Raw genomic sequence first — 12,799 nt, forward strand, 5'->3', positions numbered from 1 at the left:
TGGGAATGCAGCCCGTGACGCTCCGCGTCACAAAAGCGGACGCAGAGCGTCCAGAGGGGCATTCCCACGCGGAGCATGGGAACGATCAGCGGCTCCTTTGGGCCCTACGCAAACCTGCGCATGAACTCGACCTGCTGCCGATGGGCGCTGTCCTGCACCGTCGGCACCAGTCTTACCTGTGTCCCCGGCAGGCATTGCGCCAACCGCGCCAGCGACAGCGGCGTCAACGCGCCCAGGCGTGGATAACCGCCGATGGTCTGCCGATCATTGAGCAGGACGATTGGCTGTCCGTCCGGCGGCACCTGGATCGCCCCCAGGGGTATGCCCTCGGAAATCATCGGCTCGCCCTGGTACTTCAACTCCGGCCCCAGCAGCCGAATGCCCATGCGATCGGCACGGCTGTCGAGGGTCCAGGCGCTGTTGAACGCATCGAACAGGCTTTGTCCGCTGAACTCGCCAATCTGCGCGCCCAGTACCACCTGCAACGGCGCCCTGGCGTGGAAGTCGGGAATCTGCGCCGTCGGCAGTACTCGCGGTGCCACCGCCGCGCCCCGATAACTCAGGCTGCCGCCCTTCTGCAAGGGCCGGCCCAGTCCGTCAAGGCCACCCAGTTCCTCGCGCACCACGCAGGCGCTGCTGCCCAGCACCCTGGGCGCATCGAAACCGCCCGGGGCCGCCAGATAGGCACGGGCACCGAGCAAGGGCTGGGTGAACTGCAACCGTTGTCCCTTGTTCAGGACAAAGCTGCGCCAGGGCGCCAGGGCCTGGCCATCCACTTGCGCGCCCAGGTCGGCGCCGGCCAGGGCCAGGCAGCAGGTTTCCAGGGCCAGCAGCGTGACGCCGCCGAGGGTGACTTCCACTACCGGCGCATCCACCGGGTTGCCCAGCAGGCGATTGGCCCAGGACATCGATACCCAGTCCAGCGCACCGCCCTGGGTGACCCCGAGATGGCGCACGCCGAACCGTCCGCGGTCCTGCAGCAGGCACAGCGGCGTGCTGGCCTCGATCAACAGATGGCTCATGCCAGGGCCTCCAGCGGCGTGTCGTCGCCACCCAACTTGATGAACTCGGCGTGGTCGACCGCGGCAAACCGCACGGTATCGCCCGGCTGCATCAGGCTGTAGCCGTCGCGCTCGCGGTCGAAAAGTTTGCTCGGGGTGCGCCCGATCAGGTTCCAGCCGCCCGGTGACACCACCGGGTAGGCGGCGGTCTGCCGCTCGGCGATACCGACGCTGCCCGCCGCGACTTTCTTGCGCGGCGTATTCAGGCGCGGGGCCGCCAGGGGCTCCTCCACCAACCCCATGAAGGCGAAACCCGGGGCAAAGCCCAGGGCGAACACCTGGTACTCGCGCTCGCTGTGACGGCGGATCACGTCACTGATCGACCAACCGCTGCGTTCGGCCAGCAGGCTCAACTCCGGGCCGACACTCGGGTCGTACCAGACCGGCAGCACATGGCACTGGCCGGCGGCACGGGCATTCGGCGCCAGCCCGTCCAGGGCCTCGGCGATCAGTTCCCGGGCCTGGCCCGGATTCAGGGTCATCAGGTCGTAGTGCACCATCAAGGTCGTGTAGGACGGCACCAGGTCGATCAGGTGCCCGGCAAACGCGTGACGCAGACGCTCGCTGGCGGCAAGCATCCACGGCATGTTTTCTTCGGCGATCGCATCGAACAGGCGCACCATCAGGCAGTCGATCGCCACCACTTCAATCCGTGGCTTCATGGAGTCGACTGCCGGTCCAGGGCCTCGCGAATGCGCTGCACGGCCTCCACCGAACTGGCGTTGTCGCCATGCACGCAGAGGGTGTTGGCCTGCAGGCGCAGGGCGCTGCCATCGCTGGCGACCAGGTCGTCGCCACGGGCGATGGTCAGGGCCTGCTCGACGATACGCTCCGGTTCGTGATGCACCGCCCCCGGCAGTTGCCGGGAAACCAGGCGCCCGGCGCTATCATAGGCGCGGTCGGCGAAAGCTTCGAACCACAGGGTCACGCCGTACTCGTCGCCCAGCGCCTGGGCCACGCTGTTGTCGCGCATCGCCAGCAGCATCAGCGGCAATTCGCGGTCATAGGCGGCAATCGCCTGGATCACCGAACGCAGCTGTTCGGGGTTGGCCATCATGTCGTTGTACATCGCCCCATGGGGTTTGACATAGCTGACCCGCGCGCCCTGGGCCCGGCAGATACCGTCCAGCGCGCCGATCTGGTAATGCAGCAGGTCCTTGATTTCCTGGGGGGTGCAGGCCATGGAACGACGACCGAAGCCTACCAGGTCCGGATACGCCGGATGGGCGCCGATCCGCACATCGTTGGCCAGGGCCAGGGTGACGGTCTTGCGCATGATGCTCGGATCCCCCGCGTGATAACCGCAGGCGACGTTGGCGCAATCGATGAACGGCATGACTTGCGCATCCAGACCCATGGTCCAGTTGCCATAGCTTTCACCGATATCGCAATTCAGTAACAGGCGGCTCACGGTAGGTGCTCCTGTGGGCTTTTTATCGACTTGATTCAGGGCGCAGTACCCGCGCCCCACAGATTACTGCGCTTCGAGTTGCTTGCCACGGGTTTCCGGCAGGCTCAGGGCCGCGAGAATCACCACGCCGTAGGACACGGCGGCAAAGGCGCCGATCCCCACGCTCAACGGCACCGTCTGGCTGAGCAGGCCGATCAGCAGGGGAAACAGCGCGGCCAGCGCGCGACCGATGTTGTAGCAGAAGCCCTGGCCCGAACCGCGGATACGGGTTGGAAACAGTTCGGTGAGAAACGAGCCCATGCCGCTGAAGATCCCCGAGGCGAAGAAACCCAGCGGGAAGCCCAGCCACAACATCACTTCGTTGCTGACCTGCAACTGGGTATAGAGCAGGACGATGGTGAAGGAGCCGACGGCAAACAGGATGAAGTTCTTCTTGCGCCCCAGCAGGTCGGTCAGATAGGCGCTGATCACGTAGCCGACATAGGAGCCGATGATCACCATCGCCAGATAGCCGCCCGTGCCCAGCACGCTCAAGCCGCGCTCGTTCTTCAGGAAGGTCGGCAGCCAGGAGGTGATGGCGTAGTAACCGCCCAGGGCACCGGTGGTCAGCAAGGACGCACGGACAGTGATGCTGAGCATCCCCGGGGCGAAGATCTCGTAGAAGCGCGCCGGGTTGCTCGGTACCTCCCTGGCCTTGGCCTGGCGATAGATTTCCGGGTCCTTGACCAGCCGGCGGACGAAGATCACGAAGATCGCCGGCACGATGCCCAGCAGGAACAGCGCCCGCCAGGCGTCTTCCGGCGGCAGCCAGGAAAACAGCAGGGCATACAGGATCGCTGTCAGCCCCCAGCCCAGGGCCCAGCCGGATTGCACCATGCCCACCGCCTTGCCGCGATCCTGGGCACGGATAACCTCGCCCATCAGCACCGCGCCAGCGGTCCACTCGCCGCCGAAGCCGAAACCCATGAGGGTCCGCGCCACCAGCAACTGGTTGTAGTTCTGCGCGAAACCGCAGAGAAAGGTGAAAAAGGCGAACCAGAGTACCGTCAACTGCAGGGTGCGCACCCGGCCGATGCGGTCGGAGAGGATCCCGGCGATCCAGCCTCCGAGGGCCGAGGCGATCAGGGTGCTGGTGGAGATCAGCCCGGCCTGGCCGGTGGTGATACCCCACAGGGCGATCAGCGTCGGGATGACAAAGCTGAGCATCTGGGTGTCCATGCCGTCGAGGCCATAGCCGATCTTGCAACTCCAGAACGTCCGACGTTCCTGCTGATTGATATGGCGATACCAGGCGAACGGACCGGGTGGTCCCTCGGGCTTGGCAACATCCAGCGAGTCGGGCGTACTCATGGGGGAAATTCTCCACAGCAAACTTATTGGTATTGTTCTGGCGGCCGGCGACGCTTATCGTGATTCACCGGTCGAGGGCCATTTTTGGTTGCACCCGCCCTCTGCGTCCAACTAATAAAAGCCGTCCCCAGGCATAAGAAAAAGTTGATTGCATGAATCTCAAGTTTCTCGAAACCTTCGTCTGGGTCGCCCGGCTCAAGAGCTTTCGCCTGACCGCGGACAAGCTGTTCACCACCCAGGCCTCCATCTCCAGCCGGATCGCGGTGCTCGAAAGCGAGCTCGGGGTCAAACTGTTCCTGCGCGATTCACGAGGTGTCAGCCTGACCCCCGAAGGGCTCAAGGTGCTCGATTATGCCGAGCAGATGATCGACACCATGCAGGCCCTCAAGCACTCCATCGAGATCAGCTCGACCAAGGTCGGGCGCATGCGCATCGGGGTCATGGACTCGGTGATCCACACCTGGCTCAGTCCCCTGGTGGCGGAAATGATGGACCGTTTTCCCCTGGTGGAAATCGAGCTGGTGGCCGATACCGCGCTGAACCTCGGCGATCAGCTGCAAAAAGGCTTTCTTGACCTGATCCTGCAGACCGACCTGCTGCGCCAGGAGTCCATCCGCAGCCTGGAACTGGCGAGTTACCCGATGGGTTGGGTGGTGGCCAGCAACTCGATCTACAACCGCGAGTACGCGAGCCTGGCGCAGATCGCCCGGGAACGCATCGTGACCTTCTCCAAGAACTCCCGGCCGCACCAGGAAATCCTCGGCCTGATGCAGACCCACGGGGTCCCGGCGCCACGCCTGAACTGCGTGAACTCGGTGTCGGCGATTACCCGGCTGATTCGCGATGGCTTCGGCATCGGCGCTTTCCCTCCGGCACTGGTCAGCGAGGAACTGGCGCGGGGCGAGTTGACCCTGCTGGCGCTGGAAGTGCGTCCGCCGAACCTGGAAGTAGTGGTGTCCTGGCGGGTCGGCGTGGAGTTGGTGGAGGAGATTGTCGCGCTGTGCCGCAAGGTCCTGCACAGCTATGCCAGCAAGGTCGGGGAACAGTACGTGGTGCTGAGCAAAGCCTAGCTCTTGTGGGAGCGGGCTTGCCCGCGAAGAGGCCCTGAGGTCTTGTGTCGATCTTGCGGACGCCATCGCCGACAAGCCGGCTCCCACAGATGGATCAGGCCCATCCCCGGCGACCGGGCGGTTACCAGCCCCGCTCCCGCCGCGCCAGGCGCTCACGCTGGCGCTTGCCGCCGAGCACGACCCAATCCACCAGCCGAAAGAAACCTTCGATGACGAAGGAGAACAGCAGCGCCGCGCCCATGGCCCAGCCGATGGCTTCCGGCGACAGCAGCACCTGGTAGGTGTAGCCCTGCAGGGTTTCCTGGCGGATCGCCGGGTCCGCCGCATACGCCACCTGCAACGCGCGCTTGTACCAGGGGCCCTGCATCGCCTGGAACTGGTCATCGAGCAGGCGCTGGCGGTTGAGCAAGGTGCCGAGGCTGTCGGCATCGCTGCGGAAGACCGGGTCGTCACTGGCGCGATAGTGCGCCACCAGCGCCTGCAGGTCGCCCTTGAAGAACTGCTCGGCAGTCTTCTGGAAGCCCTGCAGCCCGGTCTGCGCCTCGATCAGATGCGCCTCGACGCGCTTGGAGTAGTCGTTGATGAAGCCCGGCACCTGGACGCCGATCAGCAGCCCCAGGGTAAACAGTATCAACCGCAGGTAACTCAACCACATAACGGACGTCCTTATTCAGTCTGGCCCTGGCTGACGCATTCGCCGCGCCGCCACAGGCTCCATTGGCCCGGTTCGTAGCGGGTCCAGGTCTCGTTTTCGGTCAGGGGTTCGGTGGCGATCACCGTGACCACGTCGTTGGGGGTGGTTTCGGCCTGGAAGTCGACGATCACATCGACATCCTTCAGCCGTGCCGGGCCAAAGGGCGCGCGGCGGGTGATCTGCGCCAGCTTGGTCGAGCAATAGCAGAACAGCCAGTCGCCGTCGCTGAGCAGGCAGTTGAACACCCCCTTGCCGCGATACTCGGCACAGGCCTGGACCAGCGACGGCAGCAGCTCTTCCACCTCCACCGGCTCGGGAAAGGCCTGGCGCACGCGGTTGAGCAGGTCGCAGAAGGCCGCTTCGCTGTCGGTATCGCCGACCGGGCGATAAAAGCTGCCCGGCGGCTGGAAATCCGCCAGCTGGCCGTTATGGGCGAAACACCAGTTGCGCCCCCACAGTTCACGGACAAAAGGATGGGTGTTGGACAGGCAGACCTTGCCGACATTGGCCTGGCGGATATGGCCGATCACCACTTCGCTCTTGATCGGGTAACGCTGCACCAGTTGCGCCACTTCCGACTCGCAGCTCGCGGCCGGGTCCTGGAACAGGCGCAGCCCGCGACCTTCGTAGAAACCGATGCCCCAGCCGTCGCGGTGGGGACCGGTACGTCCGCCGCGCTGCATCAGCCCGGTAAAGCTGAAAACGATATCGGTCGGCACATTGGCGCTCATGCCCAACAATTCACACATGCTCGGACTCTCGCTTCAATGCAGGAACACGCTTACAAACGCGGCTCGACCCGTGGACGACCGGCAGCGGCGGGGGGCGGCGGACGACGCGGGCGCTCCTGGCGATCCGGCGTGGCGAAAGGCTGGTCATCCGCCTCGACGTCAGCACGAGCCGCGGCGGCGGCGGCTTCCGACTGCAGCTTGCGGGCCTTGCTGGAGCGTTCGATCGGCCAGCGGATCAGCACGAAGACCGCATACACGCCAAGGGCGATGATCAGGTACATGAACAGATCGGAGACCGCGCGCCAGGCGTTGTTGCCGACCTTGAACAACAGGTCGAGGGCAGTGATCGCGACCGCCGGGGCGAAACGCTCTTTCACCGGATCGAGGATGGTCGGGCTGAACAGCAGCACCGCCCCCACCAGGCGCAGCGGTTCGCGCAACCAGCGCCAGGTCCAGCGGGTCAGGCGAAACCACACCAACAGGCAGCCCAAGGCGGCAAAGGCGTAACAACCCCAGGCGATCAGATAGTCGTTCTCGGTCATGGTGTCCATGGCATGGCTGGCAATGAGAGGCTTATGATAACGGCTTTTCGCCGGCCCGGCTGCACCGCCGTCAGCGATCCTCAAGATAGAGAGTTGCCCATGTCCCGCAAAGCCACCGTCAGCACTGCCCCGATTGCCCGTACAGGCCCGGGCCCGGATCCCTACGCCTGGTTGCAGGAGCGCGACAGCGAGGCGGTGCTCGACTACCTCAAGGCCGAAAACAGCTACCAGGAAGCGCAGCTGGCCGACCAGGCCGGGCTGCGTGAAAGCCTGTTCCAGGAGATCAAGGCGCGGATTCTCGAGACCGACCTGTCGCTGCCCTCGCCCTGGGGTCCGTTTCTCTACTACACCCGCACCACCGCCGGTGACGAGTACGCCCGCCACTATCGCTGCCCACGCCCGGCCGATGACAGCCTGACGGTGGACGAAAGCGCCGAGGAGCTGTTGCTCGATCCCAACGTGCTGGCCAATGGCGGCTTCTTTTCCCTCGGCACCTTCAGCATCAGCCCGGACCACCAGCGCCTGGCCTACAGCCTCGACACCACCGGCGAGGAGGTCTACCAGCTGTACGTCAAGGAACTGGCCAGCGGCAACCTGATCGAACTGCCGTTCGAAGACTGCGACGGCAGCATGACCTGGGCCAACGACAGCCGCACGCTGTTCTTCGGCGAACTGGACGACACCCACCGCCCGCACAAGCTGTATCGCCATCGACTCGGCGAACAGGGTGCCGAAGCCGTGCTGCACGAGCCTGACGGACGGTTTTTCCTGCATTGCTATCGCACCAGCTCCGAACGGCAACTGGTGGTGCTGCTCAACAGCAAGACCACCAGCGAAGCCTGGGTACTCGACGCCAATACGCCGGACCGGGCCTTCACCTGCCTGGCGCCCAGGGTCGAAGGCCATGAGTATTTCGTCGACCACGGCCAGTACCAGGATCAGTGGCGCTGGTTTATCCGCAGCAACCAGGACGGCATCAACTTCGCCCTGTTCCAGGCCGCGGACGACGGCGTTCCCCGTCGCGAAGACTGGCAACGGCTGGTCCCGCACAATGACCAGGTGATGCTCGAAGGCCTGACCCTGAATGCCCAGGCCCTGTGCCTGAGCCTGCGTGAAGGCGGCCTGCCGATCATCGAGGTGCACCCCAAGGGGTTGCCGGCCTACCGCGTGCAATTGCCGGATGCCGCCTACAGCCTCTACGTGCAGGACAGCCTGGAGTTCAACAGCGACAGGATCCGCCTGCGCTACGAAGCCCTCAATCGCCCGGCCCAGGTCCGCCAGTTGAACCTCGCCAGCGGCGAACAGCAGGTACTGAAGCAAACCCCGGTGCTCGGCCCGTTCGATGCCGACGCCTACGTCAGCCAGCGCCTGTGGGCGACTGCGCCGGACGGCACGCAGGTGCCGATCAGCCTGGTGGTCAAGCGCGAATTGCTGGGCCAGGCCACCCCGCTCTATCTCTATGGCTATGGTGCCTATGGCGAAAGCCTCGACCCGTGGTTCTCCCATGCCCGCCTGAGCCTGCTGGAGCGCGGCGTGGCCTTTGCCATCGCCCATGTGCGCGGCGGCGGCGAACTGGGCGAGGCCTGGTATCGCGCCGGCAAGCAGGAACACAAGCAGAACACCTTCAGCGACTTTATCGCCTGCGCCGAACACCTGATCGCCGAGGGCCTGACCACCTCCCGGCAACTGGTGATCAGCGGTGGCAGCGCCGGCGGCCTGTTGATCGGCGCCGTGCTCAACCAGCGTCCGGAGCTGTTCCAGGCGGCGATTGCCGAAGTGCCGTTCGTCGATGTGCTGAACACCATGCTCGACCCCGACCTGCCGTTGACCGTCACCGAATACGATGAGTGGGGCAATCCGCAGGAGCCCGAGGTGTACGCACGGATCAAGGCCTATGCGCCCTACGAGAACGTCAGCGCCCAGGCCTATCCGGCGACACTGGTGATTGCCGGCTACAACGACAGCCGCGTGCAGTACTGGGAAGCGGCCAAGTGGGTGGCAAGATTACGGGCCACCCGCACCGATGAGCATCTACTCTTGCTCAAGACCGAACTGGGCGCCGGCCATGGCGGCATGAGCGGGCGTTACCAGGGATTACGTGACGTAGCGCTCGAATATGGCTTTGTCTTCAAGGTTCTCGGCATTGCCTGAGGAACTCTGCCCGACGGCCTTGTCTTAACTCTGGGCCGCCGGGCCTCGAACCCCGGAAAGAACAAGCAACAAGAACAGATCGTGGACCATGCCAGAACCGACCTTACTGAATAACGAAATTCGCGACATGCTGATGGATTGCGGCCTGTTCAACCAACTGCTGCCGGCGGACTGCCAGGCGGCGGCCGGCTATTTCAGCATCAGCACCATTGGCAAGGGCGAGGCCATCTTCCACGAGGGCGATGCCGGCACGTTCATGTGCATCATCCATTACGGCAGCGTCAATGTGCAGAAGAACAATGACGCCGGCCAGCCCGTGGTGATTGCCACCCTGCGTGCCGGCCGGGCCTTCGGCGAGATGGCGGTGCTTGACGGCGAGCGGCGCTCGGCCAGTTGCGTCGCCGCCAGCGACTGCCAGTTGTTGAACCTGGGCAAGGACTCCCTGGAAAAAATGCTCAACGACGCGCCGAAGATCGCCGCCAAGATCATTCGCGCCATCGCCATCGCGCTGTCGAAACGCCTGCGCATGGCCGATGGGCAGTTGCTCTCGCAGCAGATCTAGCTGGAGATCGGCTTGGCCTTGTCGTTCTTGTCGTTCTGCTCCAGGCCCGGCAGCGTCTGGTCCTTGGGGGGTGACGGCAGTTCGATGCTCGGCAGCGGCTCGCCGGGCTTGGGTGGCGTACGCGGCGTGACTTGCGGGTAAGGCGTGGGGGTCGCCGTGCCGGGGGAGCCCGGGGTCGGGGTCACCGGTACCGGCGACAGCTCTTCGGCCTGCACCGCGGTAAAGGTCAGCGCGGACAGGACAATGGCCGTTAGAATGGTGCCCTTGATCATAAAATAATGCTCTTGATCATGAAAATAGTGCCTTTGATCATAAAATAATGCCTTTCAATAGAATCGCGCCTTTTATCCAATAGCGGCGCCGTCACACCGATCCGTCTGTTATCAGGCTACTCGCAACGCGACCATTTTGCCCTCCTCAATGAGATTTCCATGAAACGTTTCGTTCTGCTCGACACCACACCGATTCCCGAAAACGGCGGTGCCCTGTGCCTGTTCGAGTATGGCGAGGACTTCGTGATCAAGATCCAGGGCGGCGACGGTGGGCAGTTGATGAACACCCGCATGCACGGCTCCGAAGATGCCCTGGCCGAGATCCCCTGCCGCAAGGTCGCCGGCCGGCCGCAGTCGCGGGTGCTGATCGGCGGCCTGGGCATGGGCTTTACCCTGGCCTCGGCGCTCAAGCATCTGGGCAAGACGGCCGAAGTGGTGGTCGCCGAATTGGTACCGGGCGTGGTCGAGTGGAACCGCGGCCCGCTCGGTGAAAAAGCCGGCAGGCCGCTGGCCGATCCACGCACGGTGATCCGCCTGGAAGATGTGGCCAAGGTGCTGCAGGCCGAGCCCAATGGCTTCGACGCGATCATGCTCGATGTCGACAACGGCCCCGAAGGCCTGACCCAGAAGGCCAACAGCTGGCTCTACTCGGCCGGTGGCCTGAGCGCCTGCGCCAAGGCCCTGCGGCCCAAGGGCGTGCTGGCCGTGTGGTCGGCCAGTGCCGACAGCCATTTCTCCGACAAACTGCGCAAGGCCGGCTTCAAGGCCGAAGAAGTCCAGGTCTATGCCCACGGCAACAAGGGCACGCGCCACACCATCTGGATCGCCGAGAAGCTCAAGAACTGAGCTAGACTTTGCCGCATAACCGTCATTAACCCACTCGACAAGGTGAACCCATGAGTTCGGCCAACCCACCCTCCCATACCGCCAAGCTGGATCGCATTCTTGCCGATGCGAAACGCGATAAAGAGATGGGCTATCGCGACAAGGCGCTGAAAATGTACCCGCACGTCTGCGGCCGTTGCGCCCGCGAATTTTCCGGCAAGCGCCTGAGCGAGCTGACCGTGCATCACCGCGACCACAACCATGACAACAACCCGCAGGACGGTTCCAACTGGGAACTGCTCTGCCTGTTCTGCCATGACAACGAACACTCGCGCTACACCGACCAGCAGTACTTCGGCGACAGCTCCCTGAGCAGCCCGAAGATCGCCAAGGCCACCCACAACCCGTTCGCCGCCCTGGCCGGGTTGATGAAGAAAGGCGAGTAAGCCGTCCCTCCCCTGCCCGCCCCCGCGACGGGCAGTGTCAGATTTTTTCCCCTCGCCTGTAATTTAAGACTTGGCCGCCACTCAACAGGGCAAAGTGCTAGCACCTGCGACCTTTCCCTTTGACCCTGTGCCGAGAACATCGTCGATGAAGCTGAACCACTGGATGCAAAACCTCCTGCGCGGCCGCCAGATCCCACAGTCCCCGAGCCCGGAGCAGGAGCTGTTGTCCAGCCTGCTGGTGATAGCCTGGGTGGTGGAGGCGCGCGATCCCTACACCGGTGGGCATCTGTGGCGGGTGGCGCAGTTCTGCGAACTGCTGGCGCAAAAGGCCGGCTTTGCAGCCGGGGAAGTGGCGCGGATTGCCCTCGGCGGTTTTGTCCACGACCTGGGCAAGGTCGGCATTCCCGACGCGGTGCTGCGCAAGGCCGGGCCCTTGAGCGACGAAGAGTACGCGGTGATCAAGACCCACCCCGACATCGGCTATCGGCTGCTGCATGCCCATCCGCTGGCGACGCTGGTCGAGGACGCCGTGCGCCTGCACCACGAGATGCCCGACGGCCGGGGTTATCCGCTGGGACTCAAGGCCGGCGAAATTCCGCACCTGGCAAGCATCGTCGGCATCTGCGACGCCTTCGATGCCATGACCAGTACCCGCCCCTATCGCGCCGGCATGCCGCAGGAGCAGGCGCTGCAGATCATCGGCAAGCACCTGGGGACGCAGTTCGACGCGCACTTCGGGGCATTGTTCATCCAGCTCGGGGAATCAGGGGCGCTGAGCCCGATCATCGGGCATACCGACCAGGGCATTCCCCTGCGCCATTGCGGCATGTGCGGGCCGACCGTGGTGCTCAGGCGCGCGCACCGCGCGGGCGATCATGTGTTCTGCGGCAATTGCGGCGCCGACTACCTGCTGCAACAGCAGGAACCGGGAAGCGCGCTGGCATTGCAGGCCACCGGTGGCGCCGGCAGCGCGCAGGACCTCAGTCCCCAGGCCGACATCGAGTTGATCGGACGGCTGGTCCGGCAGCAATTCGCCCAGGCGCTGTAGGCCCCATGCCTGCAATCAGGACGGGCTATTTCAGCAAGGCGAAGAGCGGGCGCACCAGCCCCTCCAGCAGTGCCCGTTCGGGTCTGGAGCGGGCCAGCACCCGCAGCCCCATCAGCACGCCCAGGCACAGGCGCGCCAGATCGTCCGCCGACTGCGCCGCATCGATGCTGCCCTGGGCCTGGCCGGCACGGATACAGCGCAGGAAAAAGCCCTCCATCCCCTCCTGGACCTTGGCCAGCAGCGCCTTGAACTCCGGATCGTGGGGCGCCACCTCCAGGGCCGCGTTGACGATAAAACAGCCCTTGTGCTCAGGGTCGCTCAGGGAGCGCTCGATGATTTCGTCGAAGAACGCCAGCACCGCTTCGCGGGGCGGCAACTGTTGCTCCAGACGCGCGGAACGCTCGCAGAAACCGTTCTGGATGTAATGATCGAGCGCCCGGCCGAACAGCGCACGCTTGTCGCCGTAGGCGTTGTACAGGCTGGCCCCGGTGATGCCCATGGCCTGCGCCAGGTCCCGCACCGAGGTCGCCTCGTAGCCGCGGATCCAGAAGCAGCGGATCGCCGCCTCCAGTGCACCGGCCTCGTCAAATTCTCTTGGTCGCGCCATAACTCACACATTGATTCAAATTGAAGTCG

General features: G+C 64.4%; 15 protein-coding genes. 6 read left to right on the forward strand and 9 right to left on the reverse strand.

From position 1 onward, the window contains the following. Positions 1-104 precede the first annotated feature (104 nt). From HX881_RS32175 to HX881_RS32190, 4 genes are all read right to left on the reverse strand, one after another. Positions 105-1,022, reverse strand: coding sequence for a 5-oxoprolinase subunit C family protein (locus HX881_RS32175; protein WP_177088602.1), 918 nt, complete (start codon positions 1,020-1,022; stop codon positions 105-107). Next, entirely contained in the window at positions 1,019-1,723 is a 705-nt protein-coding gene (locus tag HX881_RS32180; RefSeq protein WP_177088604.1) for a 5-oxoprolinase subunit B family protein, read from the reverse strand. Before HX881_RS32180 ends, HX881_RS32175 begins: the two co-directional genes overlap by 4 nt. Continuing rightward, complete coding sequence (locus HX881_RS32185; protein WP_177088606.1) at positions 1,720-2,472, reverse strand: 5-oxoprolinase subunit PxpA; 753 nt, start codon at positions 2,470-2,472, stop codon at positions 1,720-1,722. Before HX881_RS32185 ends, HX881_RS32180 begins: the two co-directional genes overlap by 4 nt. A 63-nt stretch (positions 2,473-2,535) precedes the next feature. Next, positions 2,536-3,822: an MFS transporter gene (locus HX881_RS32190; protein WP_017124546.1), complete on the reverse strand. Its 1,287-nt coding sequence runs from the start codon at positions 3,820-3,822 to the stop codon at positions 2,536-2,538. A gap of 152 nt (positions 3,823-3,974) precedes the next feature. Here HX881_RS32190 and HX881_RS32195 point away from each other — a divergent pair, with 152 nt between their 5' ends. Continuing rightward, positions 3,975-4,892 carry a LysR family transcriptional regulator gene (locus HX881_RS32195; protein ID WP_177088607.1) on the forward strand — a complete coding sequence of 306 codons (918 nt, stop codon included), beginning with the start codon at positions 3,975-3,977 and terminating at the stop codon, positions 4,890-4,892. Between the two features lie 121 nt (positions 4,893-5,013). Here HX881_RS32195 and HX881_RS32200 read toward each other — a convergent pair whose 3' ends face one another. The 3 genes from HX881_RS32200 to HX881_RS32210 are packed head-to-tail and all read right to left on the reverse strand — an operon-like array spanning position 5,014 to position 6,868. After that, positions 5,014-5,547: a DUF2937 family protein gene (locus tag HX881_RS32200; protein WP_177088609.1), complete on the reverse strand. Its 534-nt coding sequence runs from the start codon at positions 5,545-5,547 to the stop codon at positions 5,014-5,016. Between the two features lie 11 nt (positions 5,548-5,558). After that, positions 5,559-6,335: a class II glutamine amidotransferase gene (locus HX881_RS32205; protein WP_042934646.1), complete on the reverse strand. Its 777-nt coding sequence runs from the start codon at positions 6,333-6,335 to the stop codon at positions 5,559-5,561. A gap of 32 nt (positions 6,336-6,367) precedes the next feature. Next, complete coding sequence (locus tag HX881_RS32210; protein ID WP_218171822.1) at positions 6,368-6,868, reverse strand: MFS transporter; 501 nt, start codon at positions 6,866-6,868, stop codon at positions 6,368-6,370. Positions 6,869-6,958: 90 nt separating this feature from the next. Between HX881_RS32210 and HX881_RS32215 the strand changes: the two genes are divergently transcribed. After that, complete coding sequence (locus HX881_RS32215) at positions 6,959-9,010, forward strand: S9 family peptidase (RefSeq protein WP_177088611.1); 2,052 nt, start codon at positions 6,959-6,961, stop codon at positions 9,008-9,010. 88 nt (positions 9,011-9,098) lie between these two features. Beyond that, positions 9,099-9,572, forward strand: a complete 474-nt coding sequence (locus HX881_RS32220) for a cyclic nucleotide-binding domain-containing protein (protein ID WP_017124553.1) — start codon at positions 9,099-9,101, stop codon at positions 9,570-9,572. On the opposite strand, the gene HX881_RS32225 is transcribed toward HX881_RS32220, so the two are convergent. Beyond that, entirely contained in the window at positions 9,569-9,841 is a 273-nt protein-coding gene (locus HX881_RS32225; protein ID WP_177088661.1) for a hypothetical protein, read from the reverse strand. The two genes, HX881_RS32220 and HX881_RS32225, sit on opposite strands and share 4 nt — an antisense overlap. 162 nt (positions 9,842-10,003) lie before the next feature. On the opposite strand from HX881_RS32225, the gene HX881_RS32230 reads away from it, so the two are divergent. From HX881_RS32230 to HX881_RS32240, 3 genes are all read left to right on the forward strand, one after another. Then, positions 10,004-10,690, forward strand: coding sequence for a spermidine synthase (locus HX881_RS32230; RefSeq protein WP_017124555.1), 687 nt, complete (start codon positions 10,004-10,006; stop codon positions 10,688-10,690). A 50-nt stretch (positions 10,691-10,740) separates the two neighbouring features. Continuing rightward, positions 10,741-11,115, forward strand: coding sequence for a YajD family HNH nuclease (locus tag HX881_RS32235; protein ID WP_177088613.1), 375 nt, complete (start codon positions 10,741-10,743; stop codon positions 11,113-11,115). A 145-nt stretch (positions 11,116-11,260) separates the two neighbouring features. Then, positions 11,261-12,163 carry an HD-GYP domain-containing protein gene (locus HX881_RS32240; RefSeq protein ID WP_218171823.1) on the forward strand — a complete coding sequence of 301 codons (903 nt, stop codon included), beginning with the start codon at positions 11,261-11,263 and terminating at the stop codon, positions 12,161-12,163. Between the two features lie 25 nt (positions 12,164-12,188). Here HX881_RS32240 and HX881_RS32245 read toward each other — a convergent pair whose 3' ends face one another. Next, entirely contained in the window at positions 12,189-12,770 is a 582-nt protein-coding gene (locus HX881_RS32245) for a TetR/AcrR family transcriptional regulator (protein WP_177088615.1), read from the reverse strand. Positions 12,771-12,799: the final 29 nt, after the last annotated feature.

The organism is Pseudomonas gingeri (assembly GCF_013386115.1).
Classification (GTDB): domain Bacteria; phylum Pseudomonadota; class Gammaproteobacteria; order Pseudomonadales; family Pseudomonadaceae; genus Aquipseudomonas; species Aquipseudomonas gingeri.